The organism is uncultured Psychrobacillus sp., from assembly GCF_938022135.1.
Taxonomy (GTDB): Bacteria; Bacillota; Bacilli; order Bacillales_A; family Planococcaceae; genus Psychrobacillus.
In genome coordinates, this window is record NZ_CALIED010000036.1 from 51,848 (window position 1) to 74,388 (window position 22,541).

The 22,541-nt window shown below is 42.1% G+C and carries 22 protein-coding genes; 6 read left to right on the forward strand and 16 right to left on the reverse strand.

Features of this window, described 5'->3' with window-relative positions; all coding sequences use genetic code 11:
* Window positions 1–7 precede the first annotated feature (7 nt).
* The 4 genes from Q0371_RS08090 to Q0371_RS08105 all read left to right on the forward strand — a co-directional run bounded on the left by Q0371_RS08090 (window position 8) and on the right by Q0371_RS08105 (window position 5,369).
* Window positions 8–1,420, forward strand: coding sequence for a DHA2 family efflux MFS transporter permease subunit (locus Q0371_RS08090; RefSeq protein WP_169360452.1), 1,413 nt, complete (start codon window positions 8–10; stop codon window positions 1,418–1,420).
* A gap of 202 nt (window positions 1,421–1,622) precedes the next feature.
* Window positions 1,623–2,141, forward strand: coding sequence for a GNAT family N-acetyltransferase (locus Q0371_RS08095; RefSeq protein WP_169360453.1), 519 nt, complete (start codon window positions 1,623–1,625; stop codon window positions 2,139–2,141).
* Between the two features lie 267 nt (window positions 2,142–2,408).
* Window positions 2,409–3,818: a right-handed parallel beta-helix repeat-containing protein gene (locus Q0371_RS08100; RefSeq protein WP_169360454.1), complete on the forward strand. Its 1,410-nt coding sequence runs from the start codon at window positions 2,409–2,411 to the stop codon at window positions 3,816–3,818.
* Window positions 3,819–3,956: 138 nt separating this feature from the next.
* A complete protein-coding gene (locus tag Q0371_RS08105; RefSeq protein WP_169360455.1) occupies window positions 3,957–5,369 on the forward strand; it encodes a VanZ family protein in 1,413 nt (470 codons plus the stop codon).
* Window positions 5,370–5,422: 53 nt separating this feature from the next.
* Here Q0371_RS08105 and Q0371_RS08110 read toward each other — a convergent pair whose 3' ends face one another.
* From Q0371_RS08110 to acpS, 13 genes are all read right to left on the reverse strand, one after another.
* A complete protein-coding gene (locus tag Q0371_RS08110; RefSeq protein WP_251556122.1) occupies window positions 5,423–5,893 on the reverse strand; it encodes a YtxH domain-containing protein in 471 nt (156 codons plus the stop codon).
* A 277-nt stretch (window positions 5,894–6,170) separates the two neighbouring features.
* Window positions 6,171–7,805 carry a chaperonin GroEL gene (gene groL / locus Q0371_RS08115; RefSeq protein WP_298470168.1) on the reverse strand — a complete coding sequence of 545 codons (1,635 nt, stop codon included), beginning with the start codon at window positions 7,803–7,805 and terminating at the stop codon, window positions 6,171–6,173.
* Window positions 7,806–7,856: 51 nt separating this feature from the next.
* On the reverse strand, window positions 7,857–8,147 hold the full coding sequence (gene groES, locus Q0371_RS08120; protein ID WP_210684786.1) for a co-chaperone GroES: 291 nt from the start codon (window positions 8,145–8,147) through the stop codon (window positions 7,857–7,859).
* 268 nt (window positions 8,148–8,415) lie between these two features.
* Window positions 8,416–9,003, reverse strand: a complete 588-nt coding sequence (locus Q0371_RS08125) for a response regulator (RefSeq protein ID WP_298470171.1) — start codon at window positions 9,001–9,003, stop codon at window positions 8,416–8,418.
* Complete coding sequence (locus Q0371_RS08130) at window positions 8,993–10,384, reverse strand: PAS domain-containing sensor histidine kinase (protein WP_298470173.1); 1,392 nt, start codon at window positions 10,382–10,384, stop codon at window positions 8,993–8,995. Before Q0371_RS08130 ends, Q0371_RS08125 begins: the two co-directional genes overlap by 11 nt.
* Before the next feature lie 168 nt (window positions 10,385–10,552).
* Window positions 10,553–11,575 (reverse strand): tRNA (adenosine(37)-N6)-threonylcarbamoyltransferase complex transferase subunit TsaD, encoded by a 1,023-nt coding sequence (gene tsaD / locus Q0371_RS08135; RefSeq protein WP_210684789.1) that lies wholly within the window; start codon window positions 11,573–11,575, stop codon window positions 10,553–10,555.
* The gene (gene rimI / locus Q0371_RS08140) at window positions 11,568–12,044 is read right to left on the reverse strand and encodes a ribosomal protein S18-alanine N-acetyltransferase (protein ID WP_293813164.1); all 477 of its coding nucleotides are present in this window, start codon (window positions 12,042–12,044) and stop codon (window positions 11,568–11,570) included. Before rimI ends, tsaD begins: the two co-directional genes overlap by 8 nt.
* Window positions 12,017–12,712, reverse strand: a complete 696-nt coding sequence (gene tsaB / locus Q0371_RS08145; protein WP_298470178.1) for a tRNA (adenosine(37)-N6)-threonylcarbamoyltransferase complex dimerization subunit type 1 TsaB — start codon at window positions 12,710–12,712, stop codon at window positions 12,017–12,019. The genes rimI and tsaB overlap by 28 nt, the downstream gene beginning before the upstream one ends.
* On the reverse strand, window positions 12,693–13,166 hold the full coding sequence (gene tsaE / locus Q0371_RS08150) for a tRNA (adenosine(37)-N6)-threonylcarbamoyltransferase complex ATPase subunit type 1 TsaE (RefSeq protein WP_298470180.1): 474 nt from the start codon (window positions 13,164–13,166) through the stop codon (window positions 12,693–12,695). The genes tsaB and tsaE overlap by 20 nt, the downstream gene beginning before the upstream one ends.
* 100 nt (window positions 13,167–13,266) lie before the next feature.
* Window positions 13,267–13,803: a GerMN domain-containing protein gene (locus Q0371_RS08155; protein ID WP_298470182.1), complete on the reverse strand. Its 537-nt coding sequence runs from the start codon at window positions 13,801–13,803 to the stop codon at window positions 13,267–13,269.
* A 16-nt stretch (window positions 13,804–13,819) separates the two neighbouring features.
* On the reverse strand, window positions 13,820–15,097 hold the full coding sequence (locus Q0371_RS08160) for an N-acetylmuramoyl-L-alanine amidase (RefSeq protein WP_298470184.1): 1,278 nt from the start codon (window positions 15,095–15,097) through the stop codon (window positions 13,820–13,822).
* Between the two features lie 104 nt (window positions 15,098–15,201).
* Complete coding sequence (locus Q0371_RS08165; protein ID WP_298470186.1) at window positions 15,202–16,752, reverse strand: NAD(P)H-hydrate dehydratase; 1,551 nt, start codon at window positions 16,750–16,752, stop codon at window positions 15,202–15,204.
* Window positions 16,749–17,126, reverse strand: a complete 378-nt coding sequence (gene acpS / locus Q0371_RS08170; protein WP_298470189.1) for a holo-ACP synthase — start codon at window positions 17,124–17,126, stop codon at window positions 16,749–16,751. Before acpS ends, Q0371_RS08165 begins: the two co-directional genes overlap by 4 nt.
* A gap of 333 nt (window positions 17,127–17,459) precedes the next feature.
* Between acpS and Q0371_RS08175 the strand changes: the two genes are divergently transcribed.
* A complete protein-coding gene (locus Q0371_RS08175; RefSeq protein ID WP_298470191.1) occupies window positions 17,460–18,104 on the forward strand; it encodes a hypothetical protein in 645 nt (214 codons plus the stop codon).
* 179 nt (window positions 18,105–18,283) lie between these two features.
* On the opposite strand, the gene Q0371_RS08180 is transcribed toward Q0371_RS08175, so the two are convergent.
* Window positions 18,284–19,459, reverse strand: a complete 1,176-nt coding sequence (locus tag Q0371_RS08180; protein ID WP_298470193.1) for an IS110 family transposase — start codon at window positions 19,457–19,459, stop codon at window positions 18,284–18,286.
* A gap of 262 nt (window positions 19,460–19,721) precedes the next feature.
* On the opposite strand from Q0371_RS08180, the gene Q0371_RS08185 reads away from it, so the two are divergent.
* The gene (locus Q0371_RS08185) at window positions 19,722–20,057 is read left to right on the forward strand and encodes a hypothetical protein (RefSeq protein ID WP_298470195.1); all 336 of its coding nucleotides are present in this window, start codon (window positions 19,722–19,724) and stop codon (window positions 20,055–20,057) included.
* A gap of 244 nt (window positions 20,058–20,301) precedes the next feature.
* Here the strand turns inward: Q0371_RS08185 and ggt are convergent, their stop codons facing one another.
* Both ggt and Q0371_RS08195 read right to left on the reverse strand, forming a co-directional pair.
* Entirely contained in the window at window positions 20,302–21,909 is a 1,608-nt protein-coding gene (gene ggt, locus Q0371_RS08190; RefSeq protein ID WP_021719482.1) for a gamma-glutamyltransferase, read from the reverse strand.
* Between the two features lie 20 nt (window positions 21,910–21,929).
* A partial coding sequence (locus Q0371_RS08195; protein ID WP_298470199.1) for a hypothetical protein occupies window positions 21,930–22,541 on the reverse strand: 612 nt, incomplete at its 5' end.

Here is a 22,541-nt window from a genome sequence, read left to right on the forward strand (position 1 = left end):
GATTTACATGTCACAACCAATTAAAAAATTACCTATACTTTCTGCATTCTTAATAGCGGGCTTTGTAGGTCTCTTCAGTGAAACAGCACTAAACATGGCATTAGGACAACTAACTGTCGAGCTAGGCGTTGAACATACAACGATTCAATGGCTGACAACTGGCTTCCTGCTGACCCTAGGTATACTTGTACCGATTTCTGGATTGTTAATCCAAAAATTTACGACTCGTCAGCTATTCTTAACCTCCTTAACATTTTCTATCGTAGGGACAATAATTGCAGGACTTGCGCCAACCTTTGCCTTCTTATTAATGGCACGTATTGTACAAGCAGTTGGTACTGCTATTCTATTACCTTTGATGTTTAATACGGTTCTATTAATCTTCCCAGTCGAAAAACGTGGATCCGCAATGGGTATCATGGGACTTGTTATTATGTTTGCACCAGCAATCTCCCCTACCGTATCTGGAATAATTTTAGAATACTTAACTTGGCACTGGATTTTCTGGACGACACTGCCATTCCTTGTATTTGCTTTAGTTTTCGGCTATTTCTATATGCAAAATGTGAATGAACTAACTCATCCAAAGATTGATGTACTATCTGTTCTCTTCTCCAGTATTGGATTCGGAGGAATTGTGTATGGCTTCAGTGTGGCAGGAGAAAATGGCTGGGGGAGTACTATTGTAATTGTTGCATTAGCTGCAGGTATAATCGGTCTAGCTCTATTCACTTGGCGCCAGCTGAACATGGAAAAACCAATGATCAATCTAGCAGTACTAAAATATCCTATGTTTGTACTTGGCCTAATCGCGGTATTTATCGCCTTTATGTGTATTCTTTCTACCATGATCTTGCTTCCGCTTTACCTACAAACAGGCTTAGCTTTAGCAACATTCACAGCAGGACTTGTTCTATTGCCTGGTGGTGTTATTAACGGTATTTTCTCACCTATTGTCGGAAAGCTATTTGACGACTATGGTGCAAAGGTTCTTGTAATGCCAGGATTTATTTTAATCGGTATTGCGTTCGTATTCTTTATGCAAATTGACCAACAAACTTCTCAACTTACGATAATCGTGCTTCATAGTGTTATGATGATTGGTGTATCGCTTGTTATGGCTCCGGCTCAAACAAATGGCTTAAACCAATTACCACGTCATTTATATCCAGATGGCACTGCATTAATGAACACGCTTCAGCAGGTATCTGGTGCAATCGGTACAGCAGTCGCAATTACAATCATGTCCACTGCTCAAACTTCATTCATGAAGGAAGAAGGTACTACTATTCCTTCCATCGATTCATTTATCTATGGCGTGCAAACGTCTTTCAAATATGCTATTGCATTAGCAGTAGTTGGTTTGATTTTATCGTTCTTTATCAAAGGGAAAAAACAGACGATCAACTCAAAAAATTAATCATGTCAACAGCCTTCAAGCTTTCTTTGCTTGAAGGCTTTTTAATTGATTTTGTCTCTATCTCACACTTTTCGTAGGATAAGGATAAGTCATCCCCCCCTCCCAAAAGAGTATTTACTATTTCTGAAGCGTCTTAGGGATGCTACACTAATGTTAAACAAACAGCTTTATTCAAATGAACTTAAAGGAGAGATATATATAAATGACTTTAACTCTTAAAAAATGTACCTTTGAAGATTTGCATACGCTTCAAGAAATTAGTTATGAAACATTTGATGAGACATTTAAGCATCAAAATTCACCTGAAAATATGAATACTTATTTAGAACGAGCATTTAATTTAACACAATTAGAAAAAGAATTATCCAATATTTCCTCGCAATTCTTTTTTGTTTATCATAACAATGAAGTTGCCGGTTACTTAAAGGTCAATGTTGATGAGGCACAGTCTGAAAAGATGGATGAGGAATCACTTGAAATAGAGAGGATATATGTAAAGAATAAGTTTCAAAAGCTAGGACTTGGAAAACTTCTCCTCAACAAGGCGATAGAAATCGCAATGGAAAGCGATAAAAAGAAAATTTGGTTAGGTGTATGGGAGAAGAATGAAAATGCAATTGTTTTCTATAAGAACATGGGGTTTGTTCAAACCAGCGATCACTCCTTTTATATGGGTGATGAAGAACAGATAGATTTAATAATGACTAAAACGCTCTCCTAAAATACCGAAGAAAAAAATGAGCTAGGAATTTCACTTCCCAGCTCATCACTTTATACATACTCCTTATTTCCTTCACCTAATAAATATACTTCTCCCAGATGAAAAATATCCGTGTTGTTTTGTTCCCCTTCCCACGTGCAATTCACTTCGCTAAAATGACTCTCTGATTATTATTTCTTATTTCGGGTAAATACTTTATAGAGTCTAGTAATCTAGAAAAATTCAAAGACTAGACTATAAGCAGTTGCCAGGAGGAAGAAAGAAATCATGCAAAAACTTTTACTGACCTTAGTCATTTGGGCACTATGGGTTGTCTTTCCTACAGGTCCTATTGAAGCTAAGGCAGAAACATATACGATTACCCCATCCAGCGATACATACAATCATAAGTTCGAGAGCTATTCTACATACAATTCTCATACGAAACATTATTATTTACTACGTTCCTATCTGGAACAGCTTGAAAAAATAAACGGTGGGACACTCATCATAGAAAAAGGCACTTACACAGTATCCAATGTACTTTTTGTCCCTTCTAATGTAACGGTTAAATTAGAAGATGGCGCAAAGCTTGTTAATAGTGATAAAACTGGCACCTCTGAGCTCGATGCCGATAAATCACTTTTCCATCTTATCCGACCTTCATTAGGAAAAGAGGAAGGTGTCTATGGTAAGCACGAAGGTGAAAAAAATATCTCGTTCATTGGAGCAGGAACAGCGACCATGGATTTAAATTTTGATAAGGATGCAATTGCTATTATTGCAGGACATAATAAAAACATTAAAATTGAGAATATCCATTTTACTAACATGTATTCTGGTCATTTCATCGAAATTGATGCCACAAGGAACGCTGTTATATCCAACAACAAGTTTATGAATTCAAAAGCCTCTCCAACTGAAATAAAAGAAGCCATTAATATCGATACCCCTGACAAGCTGACGAATGGCTGGAGCTCTAAATGGAGTAAATTCGACAAGACACCAAACACCAATATGCTAATAGAGGACAATGTCTTCTATGACTTAGACCGGGCAATCGGTACTCATAAATATTCGGGTGGTAAATATCACGATAATATTGTTATTAGAAATAATAAAATAGAAAAAATGCGTCAGGATGCCATACGCGTCATGAACTGGAGCAACTCAACAATAGAATATAATATCATCAAAAATGTTGACCCAGGTGAATACAACTCGAATAGAGGAATTATGGCTAGTGGCGCCCTTAACCCTACCTTTCAAAACAATGTATTTATAGACCTACCGCGAGCAGTCCAATTTATCGCGTGGAAAAACGATGATTCCGGATCTGAGTACGATATAACATATAATAAATTAATGGAGAATAATAAAGAGGTACTTAAAACAAACATCGTTTTTAACTCGGAGGAGGACTTTATACGCATTAACCCTAAATTTAAGAAATATGATGCTGCCCATACGGAATTTATCCCTTTAAAAACAACACTATCTCCTGCATTACCTAAAGTATCTTCTCTCTCTCCAAAAATATGGGGTCTTATAGAAAAAAACAACGACGATAATGGATCAAATAATCCCTCTACCTTTTATGAAGATCTATTTACGGCAGAGTCCCTACCTTTATCTTTTCAGAGCTATAGGAGCATATATGAACGAAAAATGACAAATAAGCTAGAAATATTTAAATAGACATCCAGATTTGTATCACGTAATTTGAGAATTCCTTATATTTCAATACTCATAAAACCTTAAGATTTATCCTAATATCCCCTTAAGATTTATTGGTTACCATAAACTTACCAATTAATTTTAGGAGGTTACGTTCTCATGGATTTAATAAGTATAGTGTCTGGTCTTTTGCCGTATGTAAAATATTCTATTTTTATTTTCATTGCCTTAATCATTGGGTTTTTCCTTTTTAAAAAGGTTTATCTGGGGAAAAAACTAATACGTCTGTCCAAATTTATTTTAATCCCTTTACTGATTTGCTGGGGAACCGTCGTATTAGGGATCACTACTTTAAGTAGGCCTGCAATGTTTACTGGCCAATTTAATCCTAGTCTGTTCAGTAGCTATGTGAATGCCTGGAACAAATGGTCCATGCCTGAATTACAGTTAATCCTCTTTAATATGTTAATGTTTGTTCCATTAGGTGTTTTATTGCCGTTGATCCATCCAAAAATGAAACGGTTCTGGAGAGTATTCATTATTTCGATTGTATTTACTCTTTGTATAGAAATATTCCAGTACATTTCTGGTAAAGGGATCTTTGAATTTGACGACCTTCTGCATAATACAATCGGAAGTCTAGCAGGTTACTTTTTAGTAATGGCCATCATGACAAGCATCGAGCAACGAAAGTTAAAACTAGCTCCAATTGTAAAAGCATTTGCTATTCCACTAATTTTTGTTCTGTTATTCGGTATAGCAAGTGTTGTATATAATGCACAAGAGTTTGGAAACCTGGCATTTAAGCCTGTACAAAAACAAAGTATGGAGCAAATTGATGTGCAACTAGAGACACAGCTATCTAACAAATCGACTAATGCTTGTATGTACCACAATTCAGATGTTAGAGATATTAATAATTTTAAAACAGTCTCACAATCCATCTCCGATCAATTTGCTTTACAACAGCACGGTGGTATACGAATGGAAGGGGAAAATCGCCAGCTACAGCTGATAGATGAGGAAGGTGAATTCTATTACTTAACTTATTTCATGTCCAATGGTTCATGGTCCTTTTCATCTGATGCTTATAGCGAAGAGGTTCCAAAAGTAGACATAGAACAGCAAAAACGGTCTATGGAAGATTGGTTAGAAAATGAAGGTTTATTCCCTAGTAATGCTACCTATCAGAAGCAAGATGAACGTACCATTCGTTGGGATTTAGAAAAGCGAGAGAATGTACAATCTACATGTGAGGATTTTTCTCAAGGATTTATCGTAGTTAACCTTTCTGATAAACAAACTCCTGATAGCATCATTTATGACGTGAGTGATAATAAATTGGTTAGGGAGAAGGAAGTTATATCCCAACAGGAAGCATATAAGGCATTACTAAATGGGGAGTTTAGCTTATTCAATCCTCTACAAAAAGGAGATAAGTTAACGATAACGGATGTTCGCATAGACTATACTTATGATACTAAAGGTTATTATCAGCCTGTATATGTATTCAATGGTAATGTGAATGATCCAGATTCTACTGTTGAAATTCTGATACCAGCTATTAATTAATAAAACAGCACTTACTCTAGCAGAATAAAGTAAGTGCTGTTTTAGTTTAGATATTAAATTTTAGTGTGATTGTTTCCATTACTGCCATCTACCACTTCTTCTCCCGCTTCTTTCACTTTTCCACTTATTTCTTTTATATCAGACGTGATCTCTTTAGCACTTGAAATAATCCCACTTGAATCTTCCTTTACTTGACTAACTGGTGCAAGAATGTTCTCGTTCACTTTTTCATATAGAGATTGTGCGTCGTTTATTGCGTCTTTCAGAACCGTAGAGGCAGATTTCAGTCGCTCTTGTAGATCGTTTTTCACTTCTCCTGGATTGTTTCTAACTTGGCTATACATATCCAATGTTGAGTCTTTCACGTTTTTGGTTGTGGATGTTACTTTGTTTCGTGTATTGGAATCAAGCATTGCAATAGCCGCGCCGATAACAGCCCCCACTACCAAGCCCTTTATAAGCTTTCCATTTTTCTCTTCCTCGGTATTAGTCAGTTCGTTGTTATACGTAGCAAATTGTGTCATCCATTATTCCTCCTGTCTGTTTTTTGAAATTTGTTTCCTTACTACTTTAAGTGCCCTTTTTTCTTTTGTTTAAACTATTTGATTAAATTTCAATTCCTTTTATCAGCTAATTAACGTACTCTCTACAAATGAAGGAAAAAGTAGCAAGAAATAAAAAAAGCTTCCCACTAGTTATTACAACTACTGAGAAGCTTCTATTTTTAAACGATCCTATATGTTAATCTCTAAACTTCACTTCACATCGTAACCCTTATGAATCATGGGTTAACAAGGCTTATTACATCATGCCGCCCATTCCGCCCATGTCAGGCATACCCATGCCGCCTGCTCCTGCTGGTTCTGGAATGTCTGCTACTACTGCTTCTGTAGTTAAGAATAGAGAAGCTACAGATGCAGCGTTTTGAAGAGCTGAACGAGTAACTTTAGTTGGGTCTACGATACCTGCTTCGATCATGTTAACCCATTCGCCAGTTGCTGCGTTGAAGCCCATGCCGATATCTTCGCGTTTTAGGCGATCTACAACGATAGATCCTTCTAAACCAGCGTTGTTAGCGATTTGACGAACTGGTTCTTCTAATGAACGAAGAACGATACGGATACCAGTTGCTACGTCGCCCTCTTTTGTTTCTGCAAGCTCAGCTACTTTGTTGTATACGTTTACTAGTGCAGTACCACCACCAGATACGATACCTTCTTCTACAGCTGCGCGAGTTGCGTTTAGTGCATCTTCAATACGAAGTTTGCGTTCTTTTAGCTCAGTTTCTGTAGCTGCTCCAACTTTCACGACAGCTACTCCACCAGCAAGCTTAGCAAGACGTTCTTGAAGTTTTTCTTTATCGAATTCAGAAGTTGTTTCTTCTAATTGGCCACGGATTTGAGCAACACGGCTAGAGATGTTTTTCGTATCTCCGTTACCTTCTACGATTGTTGTGTTATCTTTTGTTACTACTACTTTAGAAGCGCGTCCTAATTGAGTGATGTTCGCAGATTTTAAGTCTAAGCCTAAGTCTTCTGTGATTACTTCTGCACCAGTTAGAATAGCGATGTCTTCAAGCATAGCTTTACGACGGTCACCGAATCCAGGAGCTTTAACAGCAACAGCCTTGAAGGTGCCACGCAGTTTGTTAACAACCAGGGTTGCCAGTGCTTCGCCTTCAACATCTTCAGCGATGATTAAGAGTTCGCCGCCGTTTTGAACAACTTTTTCCAGAACCGGCATAATGTCGGCAATCATGGTGATTTTTCTATCAGTAATGAATACGTACGGATTGCTCAGTACAGCTTCCATTTTATCAGCATCGGTTGCCATATACGGGGAAATGTAGCCACGGTCGAACTGCATGCCTTCAACAGTTTCTAGATGAGTTTCCATGGTCTTGGATTCTTCAACAGTGATAACACCGTCGTCGCCAACTTTTTCCATAGCGTCGGCAATCAGGTTACCGATTTCATCATCAGCTGCGGAGATAGAAGCAACTTGTGCTTTTGCAGCCTTGGTTTCAACCTTTTGGGAAACATTTTTCAGTTCGTCAACCAGTACGTCAACTGCTTTTTTGATACCTTTTTTCAGAACCATCGGGTTAGCGCCGGCAGCAACGTTGCGCATGCCTTCGTTAATCATAGCCTGTGCCAGAACGGTAGCAGTGGTGGTGCCGTCGCCAGCAACATCGTTGGTTTTGATGGATACTTCTTTAACCAGCTGTGCGCCCATGTTTTCAAACGGATCTTCCAGTTCGATATCGCGGGCAATGGTTACACCGTCATTGGTGATGGTCGGTGCGCCGAATTTCTTTTCCAGAACAACGTTACGGCCTTTAGGACCGAGGGTTACTTTTACAGCGTCAGCCAGAGCATTTACGCCACGCTCCAGACTACGACGAGCTTCTTCATTAAAGAGAATTTGTTTAGCCATTTTATATCGCTCCTTTGAAAATTCAATTACAAATTAATTACAGTTTTTATGTTACTTTTCAATTGTAGCTAAGATATCGCGTTCGCTGAGAATCAGGTAATCCTTACCTTGATGTTTAACAGGAGTTCCGCTGTATTTTGCGAAGATAACTTCATCGCCAACTTTTACTTCGGGTTTAATCAGAGTGCCGTTGTCGCTGTATTTGCCTCTGCCTACAGCCAGAACCTTGCCCTGTTGCGGTTTTTCTTTTACTGCGGTATCCGGCAGGAAAATGCCGCTGGCAGTTTTTTCTTCTACTTCTACAACCTCTACAATTACGTGATCAGCTAATGGTTTTAACATTTTTATAACCCCTTTCGAGTATTCTTACTTACGTGAGAGTAATTTGCTTCTTGGTTATTAGCACTCATTTACTCTGAGTGCTAACCACAATTCTTATTATATCCATATTAGGAAAAATTGCAAGTACTTTTTCGCTGTTTTTTACAAATTTGTCGCAATTTCTGTTTCACGTCCTCAAAAATCGGCTTCAGCACTCCATTTTTTTGCTTCGCAGGCCCAAATTTTTGCTTGAGCACAAAAAAAGAGCAGTTTACACTGCCCTTTCAGCCTATTGTTGTCTTTTGGCCGCAGCTGCAATAATGCTTTCCGCCAGCTCCTTCAGACTGATGCGTTTGGCCATACTGAACTGCTGCATCTTACGGTATGCTTCCTGCTCCGTCATTCCGTGCGCTGCCATGAGGATACCCTTGGCACGATCCAGCAGCTTACGTGTCTCCAGGCTTTCCTTCAGCTTATCAAGCTCCAAATTAAGCTTATGCATTTCCTGAAAGCGTTTGGCCGCAATCTCCATCGCCGGAAAAAGCTGTTCCTCACGTACAGGCTTAACCAGATAAGCAATAACGCCTGCATCCGATGCCTGCTCAACAATATCCTGCTGACTGTAAGCTGTAAGCAGCAATACCGGCGCAATATTATCGGCAGCAATAATTTTTGCCGCCGTAATGCCATCCATAATCGGCATTTTAACATCCATAATAATAAAATCAGGCTTCAATTCCGCAGCAAGCTTTACTGCTTCCTGTCCGTTGGCAGCCTCGCCTACTATGTCATGACCGGCATCTGAAAGCATTTCGCGCAAATCAAGACGCAAAATAGCTTCGTCATCTGCCAATAATATTCTCAGTTTATTTAACATCTTCCAGTCCCCCCTTTGGAATTGTTACTAAAGCAAGTGTACCGCCATCATCACGATTCGTCAAGCTAAAGCTTCCCTGCAGGTCTGCTTCCGCCATAGTCTTGATAATTTTCAATCCTAAGCTTTGACGGCTGCTGTTTAAAGAAAATCCTTCCGGAAGACCTACACCGTCATCGGCAATCGATAAAACATAACGCTTGCTTTCTTCCGCAAAGCGCACCTTAAGGCTGCCGCTCATACGTCCTTCGTAAGCATGTTCTATAGTATTCTGCAATAATTCGTTGAGAATCAAAGCGATGCTTGTTGCCTTATCAGACGGCAGCTGTACAGGATCTGCTTTAAAATCGGCATGCAGGATAAATTCCGGATGCAGCATACTGCTGATAATTGCCTGATAAATTCCCTTGGCCACCTTACCGACATCTATCAGACCGGTATCCTGCTGCGAAAGATACTCATGCACAATAGCAATGCTGTTGACTCTGTTGACGCAGTCACGCAAAACTATTTTGGTTTCTTCACACTGCGCGCGACGCTCCTGCAGGCGCAACAGACTGGCGATGGTCTGCAAATTGTTCTTTACACGGTGATGAATCTCTTTAATTACCACAGATTTTATCAGCAGCTCCTCGTCCTTTTTGCGCAGCTCGGTAATATCCTGCAAAATGACAATAGCACAACCGGCCTTAGGCCTGGGAATTACCGGCAGAATACGTATGGAAAGCAAAATGCCATGCATCGTAAATTCCTTGCTTTCCGCCGTGCCTGTTTCCATAACCATCCCGACCAACGGCCAGTTGATAGCAACATCATTAGTACGACAGCCGACAAGATGAGAAATATCCATAACATCAAACATATGACGTGCACGGTTGTTAGCAGCGATAATCACTCTGTTGGCATCCACCACCATAATGCCGTCGGAAGGCAGCAGTCGCCGATAGTTGCTGTTATTGCTCACATCCTGCCGCAGATTACACAAAAGCTCCAGCGACTGAGCAATAATAATATCATCGGGAGCAGCACTTTCAAAGCTGACGGCACCGTAGCAATGTCCGCGGCTGTCACGCAACGGAAAAACCTTCAGACTGTTGAACATGCCCAAAGCCCATTCACGCTTGCCGTTAACAGGCACGTTTTTCTGCAGCACACGCGCAACGAGCGGCTCTTCAACCGCACGTACACGTCGGCCAGTCATATCCGGGCGCACATTTCCGACCTGTGTCATCGGCTGCTCCTGCTTATAAACATTAAAAAACTTTTTATTCTCTCCCGGCAGATAAATCGTCACAGCAGCATGTGCTATATCTGCCGCCAGACCGAGTACCTGTGGCATAGCTTGTAAACTGTTTCTTTGTTCTGCTGTTAAATTGCTCAGCATGTTTCCCCTCTTCTTCCTGCTGTTGTCCTTTCCACAGCTTTATCTGATTAATCCACTATTTTATCCACTATATCCACAGGCTTTTCCACACCAGCAATGCGCTTATATATGGATATTGCCCGTTTATCCACAATATCCACAGGCTTATGCACTATAAAAGACACTTGTTTAGCCTAATTTCAATGATGGATTAGCGTTCAAGTCCAATGGACTGAAGCTACCGGCCTGATACATAAAATAACCGCGGCAGGCAATCATTACAGCATTATCGGTACACAAAATCGGCGTCGGATGCACCAGCTGGGCACCAATCTCCTCCATAGCCTTTGCCAGTGTGTTTTGCAAAGTTTTATTGGCAGAAACGCCGCCGGCCAGCACAATTTTATTGTAGCCTGTATGCTGCATTGCATGCACCGCTTCCTTAACCAATGCATCAACAACAGCTCTCTGGAAGGATGCCGCAACATCGCTGCGGTTCACCTCACGTCCTGCCTGCTGCTGATTGTGCAGATAATTGATTACGGCAGATTTCAGACCGCTGAAGCTGAATTCATAAGGCTTATCCAGACGTGCTACCGGAAAATCAATAGCATGGTCATTGCCGCCCAATGCCAAGCGCTCAATCTCCGGACCGCCGGGATAAGGCAATCCCATAACGCGAGCAATCTTGTCGAAGGCTTCACCTGCCGCATCATCACGCGTCTGTCCCAAAAGCTCAAAGCTGTTATAGCCGGTAACCTTCAGCAACGCCGTGTGTCCGCCGCTGACAACCAGTGCCATGAACGGCGGCTTCAGCTCGCTGTCTGCCAAAAAATTGGCAAATACGTGACCTTCAAGATGGTTGACGCCTATCAACGGTTTGTCCGTTGCCCAGGCCAACGCCTTGGCAGCCGAAAGACCGACAAGCAGCGCGCCTACAAGACCAGGTCCGTAGGTAACGGCAACAGCATCTATCTGCTCCATGCCAACGCCTGCCTGAGATAAAGCTTCATCAATAACAGGCATAATATTTTCGATATGCTTACGGGAAGCAATTTCTGGCACAACGCCGCCGAATTTACGGTGAATAACGATTTGGGAGGAGATAATGTTGCTCAGTACCTCACGCCCGTTCTTTACTACGGCAGCCGCAGTTTCATCACAGCTGCTTTCAATACCTAAAATATATACATCCTTCTGCTCTTTATTCATGGCCTGCTCCTTCTTTATACAGCCACATTATAACTGCATTTTCATGATTGTCTTCGTAATAATTCGGACGAATGCCTTCGCTGGCAAAGCCACAGGTCAGATAAACCTTCTGTGCGGCAATATTTCCCTCGCGCACCTCCAGCGTCATAGCCGTAGCGCCAAGCTCCCAGGCCTTGTTGACCAACGCTGCCGTCAGGCGCGTACCATAGCCCTGACCGCGTTCTTCATCCGCAACAGCTACGCGGGTAATCTGCGCTTCGCCGGCTACCAGCCAGAAGCCAGCATAACCGACGAGCTTGCCGGCATATTCCATTACCAGATAGGTAGTCAGCTCGTTGGCTATTTCATTGCGCAGCATATTTTCATTCCAGGCATCATAAAAGGATTGTGCCTCGATGGCAACCAATGCCGGAATATCCGCTTCCGTCATTGCTCTGAAGCTTATTGTTGCTTGTGCTTCTTCTCCCACAATTCCTCAGCCTCCGATCTTCTGATATAGTATGGCTCCAGGCCAAAAATTTTCTTATCGTTTTCTGCATCAAATTCCGCCAAGGCAGCCAATGCTACAGAACTGCCTTTGGGCATACGCAATGCTTCCGGTGCTACGCTGATAAAATCAGGCAGACCGTTTTTTGCAAGCTTGCTGCACTCGCCCAAAAGCAAAGCAGGGGTTCCCTGCAGCGCAATTCTTTCCAACGCTTTTTCCGCACTGACAACCTCAACAGGCGCCAGCTCCACAAGCTCACCATTGCGCCATTCATACAAGGCCTGATAAAAATTGCCCTTTTGCGCATCCAGCACCGGTGACAGCACCTTGCCTTCCAACTGGATATTATAGGCCATCGCCTTTAAAGTATCTACTCCGTGCAGGCAGCACTGCCAGCTGTAGGCCATAGCTTCCGCCGTTGCCAGACCGATACGTAAACCTGTAAAGGAACCCGGCCCCATGCTGACAGCCAAAAGCTCGATATCCTGCTTTTGTACGCCGGTACGCTGCAGCAGCTGGTCTAATTGCGGCAGCAAGCCTTCACTGTGCGTCATCCCCATATTTATCGTATATTCAGCTAAAATTTCCTTGTCACGGCATAATGCAATCGTGCACACCTTAGTGGCCGTATCAATTGCCAAAGTCAGCATCTTTTTCTACCTCCTGCAGCAGTTTTTCATATCTTTCACCCAGAGCCTGCAGCACAGCACGACGGCCTTCACCATCATGCAGCAAAGTAATCTGCAGATATTCCTCCGGCAGCTCCTCCTTGAACAGCTCAGCCCATTCAATCAATGTTACGCCATCGCCTCCGGCATATTCCTCAAAGCCTATGTCCTCCAGCTCCTCCGGGCGGTTGAGGCGATATAAATCAAAATGTCTTATTTCCAGCTCACGCCCCTGATAGACATTCATGATAGCAAAGGTAGGACTGTTGACATCCTCCGCAGATGCTCCCAGGGCCACAGCAACGCCGCGGCTGAGCAGTGTTTTGCCGGCGCCCAGATCACCGCTCAGGCAGAAAACGTCACCGCTTGCTGCATGCTTGCCCAAAAGTCTTCCCAAGGCTTCTGTTGCAGCGCTGTCCTGCAAATAAATCTCCATAACCAACTCTCCTCACATTTGGCAGGAAAAAAACTCCTGCCATAGTAATCAATAATTTGAAAAAGCGGCACCAGACTTACCAGTACCGCTTCTTTGTTTTTTACAATAAAGTTGTATTACGCGTCAGCGGATCCTCAATATCCATATGACCACTCAAGGTAATAGCCTTTTTACCTTCTATCAGAATCTGTACCCGTTTAATTTCCGGAAACTCTGTCAAGGTATTGGTAATAGCATAGCAAAGCATCAATTCTCCATAGGAGCCCTGTCCCTTCTTTGCCAGCTCCCGCGTAAAATCAGCGTAGGCAGTGCCGTCCTGCTCGATTTTCAGACTGCGCACCTTGGTGCCTATGGGTACAACATCATCCATTTTGGCATCCTGCGGCTTAGTAGTCACCAAAGCAATCAAAGCATTTTCCGGCAGACTTTTGCCGTTATCCTTCATCGTAATTTTTTCCGGCAACAGCTTTTCGCTGCCATCAGAAGCTGCACGATAAACAATAAAGCTGATATCCTTTTTTTCCTGCACTGCAGCTGTTGCTGCATTCTTGGCATCCTCTTTCGGCGGAACATTTTCACTGCAACCGCTTGCTATTACTGCACACAAAAGCAGCATCAATAAAATTAGCTTTCTCATTCTTGCCGCCTCCGTATTATGCAAAATATTTTTCAATGCCTTCAGCAATCAGGCGCGCTGTCTTCTTTTGGAACCATTGTCCCTTCATCAAGGTCAGCTCCTTTTCATTGCTGATGAAGCACATTTCTACCAAAACTGCCGGCATACTGATACGCTTGATAACATAAAAGTTTGCCTGACGTACACCCAAATCATCTACACCAAAATTAGCAGCCAGCTTATTTTGGATATTTTTGGCTAAGCGCAAATCATTATCGGTTTTCGGATAGTAGTATGTAGAAAAACCACCAACATTTTTATTGACCGAAGAATTAATATGCAGGCTGACGAACATATCAGAATTATATTTTTCGCCTACGTTTACACGTGCCTGCAGTTCCTCTGCATCACTGGCATTAGGTCCGAATACATCAACATCGGTAGTGCGCGTCATATAGACCTTAGCACCTTTTTGTTCCAGTATTTCCTTGACCATTTTAGTAATAGCCAGGGTGATGTTTTTTTCCTTGGTGCCATCACTGCCGATAGCGCCCGGATCGCTGCCGCCATGGCCTGCATCTAAGGTAATAATTTTACCGTCAAGACCGCCGCTTGTGCGGAATCTGCCGTTTCCTTTGATTACCGCAAGCTTATCAGCGTCAGATTTATTGACCGGTTTACTTACTGTTGTTTCTGTTTTGGCAGCTGCAGTGTTTTTCTTATTGTCAACCTTCTTGCTGTCGGTTTTCTTTTTACTGCTGCTCTTCTTTTTATCCGCTTTCTTATCCACTGCGGTACTTGTTTTTATAACGGTATTTTTCTTGATAATGCTGTTATTTTTTGTTGGACGGTTGCTTACTACCGGTCTGTTGCTTACAACGGTTGTTGCAGCACCGGAACCGCTGTAGGAAGCCTGGCGCGGCGTAACATCAAGCACTACACGGAAGGGACGGCCTGTTGCAGGATCCTTCCTTAAGACGAAAGCCTTATAGCTTTTTTCCAGCAGGCGCTGTTTCAGCGGTACACGCACCACCGTATAGCTGCCTTTATCCACAATTTTCAAGGAATCAGCCAAAGAGCTTTTTACAGCCTTACTATGCGGCACCTGCGCTCCCTTATCAGCATTCACCGTCAGATTCAGCGTATCGCCTTCCATATCAACAGCATAGCCTGCAGTATCCGTTACATCAACAACAATACGCAGAACGTCTGCTTTATTGACACCCCATTTTACATCTGTTATCTGCGCCGCCTGAGCAACCGCGCCTAAAAGCATACAGCAGGCCAGCAGCGTCAGCAGGAAAATCTTGCGCAATAGTTCCACCTCGCAAACTTACACACTCTTACCGAAGATTTTACTTCAACAATTTATTTTAACACTAATTACAGAAGTCTGTAAACAAAATTACCGGTAAAGCATTAATTACCCTTCAAAACCTCACAGCGAGCCTCCGGCAAAAACTGCGCCAGCTCACCTGCTGCCAGCCCGATATCAATACCGCTGATATCCGCAGCCTTTCCGTGCAGATAAACACCGCACACAGCAGCCTCCTGCAGAGTAATCTCCTGCGCTGCCAGACCGGCAATGATACCTGTCAGCACATCACCGCTGCCACCTGTAGCCAAAGCACTGGAGCCGGTGCTGTTTACATAAACAGTGCCGTCTGGGCAGGCAATAACGGTAGGTGCTCCCTTGAGCACCAGCACAGCATTCCATTCCTGAGCATATTGTGCGGCAATATTGATACGGTCAGCATTAATTTCACTGATTTCCTTGCCGATAAGACGTGCCATCTCACCGGGATGCGGAGTCAGCACCTTTGCTGCCTGCATCTGTGTCAGAATTTCCGTATGTCCCTGTAATGCTGTCAATGCGTCCGCGTCAATAACAACAGGTACCTGCACCTGCAGCAGAATATCACGCACCACCTGCTGTGTGCTTTCGCTTATGCCTAAGCCGGGGCCGATTGCCAGTACATCGGCGGCATTAGCGTTTTTAACTACATCGCCTGTTGCGCCGCCGCCAAGGATACCGGGCATACGCTCCAGCAAGCCGTGCACCATAACCTCCGTGAGCTTGCCTGCAAGCACATCACGGCTGCTGAGCGGAGTATAAAGCGCTACAAGGCCTGCACCAGCCTTTACTGCGGCATAGCTGCTCAAAGCAGCAGCACCTGTGAAGCCGGGGCTGCCGGCACAGATAACAGCACGTCCTGCATCTCCCTTATGCGCATCTGCTTTACGCAGCGGCAGCAGCTCGCGCACAATATCGTCTGTCAGACGATATTTTTTGCTGGCACATTCCTCTACCATTTTTGCAGGCATACCGATATCTGCCAGCTCAATGTCACCGCAATATTCACGGCCGGGATAGAGCAAAAGGCCGGTTTTCAACAAAGCCATCGTCACAGTTTTATCCGCACGTACAGCATTTTCAGAAACAGCACCATTGTCTGCATTTACACCTGTCGGTACGTCAACTGCTACAATATATTTTTCGCTGTCATTCAGTAATCTGCAGGCACGCAGCAAATCGCCCTCAAGATCGCCATGAAAGCCGGTTCCTGCTAAAGCATCAACCAAAATATCAGCCTTCGCAGCAGCAAGCTCAGCTACTACCCAGTCATCCTCGCCGGCAATAGCCTCTACCTTAGCATCAGTTTTTTGCAGCATTGCAAGCTCTGCCGCAGCATCACCGGTCACAGCATCAAGCGCCTTGCCTACAACAAAAACGCGCACTTTTGCGCCATAATTTTGCAGCCAACGGGCAGCACCGAAGCCATCACCGCCATTATTGCCGCCACCGCAAAAAACAACTACGCTTTCGCCATCCAGCTCATCTAAGCTATCATTAACAGCATCGGCAACAGCCTGCGCTGCATTATCCATCAATAAGATTCCCGGTACAGCATATTCCGCTGTCGCCAGTTGATCAAGCTGTTTCATTTCCTGTACGTTTACTAATTTCATTTTCCATCCTCCATTATCACATAGGCCACAGCAAAATCTCTGCTATGGCTCAGGCTGATTTGTATATTTTTTACTCCAAGCTGTTTTGCCAGCATTGCAAAGTGACCGCTAAGCTGTACTAAAGGCTTGCCCAGCCCATCGTTGTCTACGGCTATTTCCTGCAGCGAGCCTTCGCGCAGACCGGTTCCCAATGCTTTCAGCACTGCTTCTTTAGCAGCAAAGCGTGCTGCAAAGCTTGCCGCCGCTTGCTGTCCTCTTCTTTGACAATAGGCAGCTTCCTCAGCAGTAAACACTCGCCGGATAAAAGATTCACGCTTTATTGCCCGGGCAATACGTTCTATTTCGATAATATCACAGCCTATGCCTACTATCATTTGCTTTCACTCCTTCACACAGCTTCGTAACTATTATTAATTCTTGCAAGTATATCCAAAATCCTTTTTTTATTTTTGATTTTCACAAAGATATTGCAAAATGATAAGAAAGAGGTTAAAATTTGAGCTAGGACTTGTCTTTGTTACACTAAGAACACTTTAAGGTATCTATACTACCCTAACTATAATATAATTTCATGATTGATTCAATGAAGTCCTATACAAATTATTGCTAAATCAACAGTGCTTCAGTTGGAATCTCCATGTCATAATTAATTATACTTTATTATTAAACTTACTAAAAAAATAAATTGATTTTAAAAGAAGGTAAAAATGAAGCTATTATTTAGTCTAACATCAATATTATTTCTTTTAATTTGTTCAACCGCATTAGCTTATGATAATGAACCAGACGGATTCAAAGGATTAAAGTGGGGAACAAGTATAGAGGAATTCAAGAACGTTTATCCTAATGCAACTTTGCAAAAACAACAACCGGGAGAATATAACCCTGCTAACATCATAACATATATTGTTCCAATTAATGAAAGTAAGTTAAGCGGTATTACCATAACTTCCCCTTTTAGGTATTCTTTTTATAATAATAAATTGGAATCAGTTTTAGTTACATTTACAGGTAAAGATAATTACGAAACACTAAATAAGCAAAAAATTTTATTAAACAGAATGTCAATGATATATGGGGAAATTAACGAAAGTAGTGGCAACAATATTGACGAATTTATCCCTGGTCTTTCTACCTCATATTATAATTTTAACTACTGTTGGAAAGGTACAACAACAACCATCAACTTAAATGGTAGTTACAAAGAGCCTAATCTCAGTTCTTATTTATCAATTAGTATATCATCTGTAGAAATCCGAAAGCAATGGTTATCAAAAGTCAAACCAATTGATAAGACAGAATGGTCTAAAATTCGGAAAAATATTATTTCCGAATATCGTTCTGATTGGTGAACTGAAAAAAATACATCATTATTAATAATTTAAAGACTAACTATAAAAAGTCAAGGTGGTAAAGATAAAAAACTTAAACCAAATAGATACATTTAATTTTTATTAGGTTAGTTGAAAAACGCATGACAAATAAAGCATCGTTTACGGTGCTTTCAAAGACAGTATCAAATTAAGTAAAGTCAAGAAGCTTTCAGAAAAGCCTGCTTTGTTTTCTCAATGTGGAAGATCACCCTAACCAATTTCTTTACGGCATGAGATATAGCAACATAGTAATGCTTACCTTCAGCACGTTTTTTCGCTAAGTAATCTGCAAAAGTTTTGTCCCAATGGCATACAAGTTTCGCAGCATGAAACAATGCGTAACGCAAATAGCGTGAACCACGTTTTTCCATATGAGCATAGCAGTTATCAAGTTTACCGGATTGGTAGATAGAGGGAGAAAAGCCTGCATAAGCTAAAATCTTATCTGGAGAAGAAAAGCGGCTGAAATCGCCAATTTCCGAGATAATCATAGCTCCCATATTACGTCCGATTCCAGGTATTGTAGTGATAGGAGAAGCAATCTTATCCATCATTTTAGAAATCTCTGCTTCTATTTCATCAATATCAATAGTCAGTGCGCAAATAAGCTTAATAGTATGCTTTAGCTCAAGAGATTTAGCTGGCATATTAGAGCCGATAGAATTTTTGGCAGCATCTCTAATCTTAATAGCAGTTTCACGGTCATAGTGACCTTTTGAAGCTTTGGAGAGTAGATTAGTAAGCCTTGTCAGATGTACAGAAGCTATAGCTGATGCGCTAGGAAATTCTTCCAGCAATTGGTAAATAGAGGTCATATGAAGAGTTGGAACGAGTTTTTCAAGTTCCGGGAAAAGGATTTGTGCTAAGCGGGAAAAAGATGTTTTAAGCTTAGCGCGTTCTTCAACTTTAGAAAACCTGTAACGGGTTAGTGACTTTAAATCTTCGTTATGGTAAGATATATCCGAGTAGGATTTTAAGCTTACCTCGGACAATAACATCATAGCAATGGTTTTAGAATCAATCTTATCCGTTTTCGTCTTTCTAAGGCTAAGACTTTTTCTGTAAAGATTTGTGTGGAGTGGGTTAAGAATAAAGGTGGCTAGACCTTTGTTCAACAAGAATCCAATGATGTTATAGCTGTAATGACCGGTAGCTTCAAGTCCTACTTTTATATTGTCAGAAGAAGAGACAGATTGGATTTTTTCGTAAAGAAAATCGAAACCTTCTTTGTTATTGAAAATAGTAAAAGGTTTGGCAAGAACTTCACCTTCGGAGTTCATAATGAAGCAGTCGTGCTTATCTTTAGCAACGTCAATACCAACTAAAATAGTCAATTGAAAACACCTCTTGAATAAATATTTGATACTGTTTTAGAACCACGGGTACTCCTTGCAATTGTAGCCTCGTTCTACATAAACCGTCATGCGGTATCTAACTGATTAACAAATTAACAAAGAGACTATGGTTAGAGCCTTCAAAAAACCATCTAGTGGTAGGAGTTGAAAACTAATCCACAGTATCTAAAACAGCATAGCTTAAATTTTTATTAAAAGCAACCTAAGCTATGACTATATTATACGAGGAGTATATGTAAAAATGTTTTATGGTCTTGCAACAGCATGCTTTGCTTTAGCTATACAATCTATAATAAAAAGTGTATTAAAAAAATTTTTTGGCAGAAGTAGTTTAGATGTTATAGTAAAGTTAATTTACCTAATTACTCTACCTATCATTATGTATAATGTAGTATCAGAAACAATGGCCATTATATCTTTAGGTTATGCAATAAAGCATGTATTTGGATATGATAGCTCATTACCATATACTCATCAAACGTTTTTTGCATTAAAATACGGGAAAATTGCAAATTATATAGCCTACGCAATTATATTTTTCGGTTTCTTGACAATAATCAATTTTGGACGTATATAATAACAAATCAATAGTTGACATAAAAAGATACACATTGATTATTTTATAATATGTGTATCTTTTTTATTTTATAGTAACTTATTATGTGTTCATTAATATGACAAGACGTTATGATTATTGTTGTAATTCTATTTATGTCAAACATAGATACTGCAAAATATTTATACATAGCATTGCAAAAATCCCCGATATCGCGCAAATACGCAATACCGGGGAAATAGTTTTTTATTAAGCTGCTGTTAAATCAGAAGCAGGCAATCTGTCCGTCTGTACGCTTTTCGGTTGCACCGCACAGCACGCCATCCTCATCACGGATAATAATCTGTCCGCGGCCCATATGATACGGGTCGGGCTGAACCACAACGTTATGGCCCATACGCTGCAGCTGACGGATAATGTGGTTAGGAGTATCCTGCTCCACTTCTACAGTCTTACCGCCAATCCATTGCCATCTCGGAGCATCCAGTGCCTGCTGCGGATTCAGGCCGAAATCAATCATGTTCATAGCAACCTGAACGTGAGCCTGCGGCTGCATAAAGCCGCCCATAATACCAAAGGCACTCACAGCCTGACCATCTTTGGTCATGAAGGCAGGAATAATGGTGTGGTACGGACGCTTGCCGCCCTGCAAAGCATTCGGATGGTTTTCATCAAAGGAGAAGTTCTCGGCACGGTCATTAAAGGAAATAGAAGTACCTGGTACAACGATACCGCTGCCGAAGCCACGATAGTTGCTCTGAATCATGCTGACCATATTACCTTCGGCGTCGGCAGTGCAGAAGTAAACAGTACTGCTGTAGCGCGGGTCGCCTACAACCGGCTCCAGTGCTTTATCATTAATCAGAGCACGGCGGTCTGCTGCATAGCGCTCGCTCAAAAGCTGCTCGGCAGTAACCTTCATGTAGGAAGGCTCGGCAACATATTCTTTAGTATCAACAAAGCTCAGCTTCATAGCTTCGATTTGCTTATGCATGGTTTCCACAGTGTCGCGCTCAGTAAAGTTGTAGCCCTTAAGAATGTTCAACGCCATGAGTACGGTAATGCCATGACCGTTAGGAGGCAGCTCCCAGATATCATAACCACGATAGTTAACGCTCAGCGGTTCAACCCATTCCGGCTTGTAGGCTTCGAGGTCGCTCTTGCGCAGGAAACCGTTATGCTCCTGCATAAAAGCGTCAATCTTATCTGCTAGCTCACCTTTATAGAAAGCATCGCCATAGGTTTCGGCAATCAGGCGCAGGCTTTTGGCCATATCTGGATTCTTGAATACTTCGCCCGGTTGCAGCCAATGACCGTTAGGCTCAAAAGTATCAAACCAGCCTTTGAATTCCGGTCTGTCTTTATATTTGGTATAGAAGCCGTCAGCCTCTTCCCACAGGCGGCTCATGTTCGGAGAAACAGGATAGCCGTTTTCGGCATAGTTAATGGAAGGCTCCATGACAGTTTTGATAGGCAGCTTGCCAAACTTTTTATGAATCTCCATCCACGCGCCTACAGCACCCGGAACGTTAATCGGCTCAACACCATAGGGAGGAATTTTATCAAAGCCACGTTCCTTCAAAGCTGCGATAGAAGCAGCCATCGGCGCCGGACCGCTGCCGTTAATGCCATACAGCTTACCCTTATACCAGATAAGAGCAAAGCAGTCACTGCCCAAGCCATTACCGGTAGGCTCAACTACAGGCTGGCAGGTTGCAACAGTAATAGCAGCATCAATTGCGTTACCGCCCTTAAGCAAGGTTTGCAGGCCTGCGGAAGCAGCGGTAGGATTACCTACGCATACCATACCGTTTTTAGCATAAACAACACTACGTTTAGAAGCATACGGATAATTTTGTGCATCAAATTTCATTGCTATTCTCCTTTACCAACTTACAGGAATTTCTCTAAAATACCGGCAGTAATTACCGAGAAGGTAGTAACGGTAGCAAAACCGCCTACAAGATATTTCGGCATAATGGCGTCGTTGACAACCTGCCTTTCCTCTTCCGTTTCGCCTGTAGCGATAGCAATTTCGTTTGCTACCAGATAGGTTGCCGGGAAGCCCAAAAGCTGCATTACAGCTACGCCCATAGCCAGGTTTCTGTTGCCCAGGATTTTCCACAGCGGCAGAATATAGAAGAACAGGAAAAGTACAACAAATACTACGATAAATACCATAATGGTATTAAAGCTCAGTACAAGCAAATCGCTGACTTTAATTTTTGCCAGAGAAGGAATAATTACCGCAAATACACCAACGTTGAAAATACCGGAGGATTTTGCATGATCCAGGATTTTCGGCGGAACAAGGCCGGTACTGCCCATTGCGGCACCTAAAATCAAAGCCCAGATAGTAGCGCTCAGACCGGTATATTTTCCGATAACGAATGCCAGCCAACTGAAGAAGGCTGCGATAGTCAGAGAAGCAAAAGGACCATAGAATTTTTGGCATTGGTCCAAATTTTGGGGTTGGGCTGTTACATGAGTGTGGGTCGACCTAGT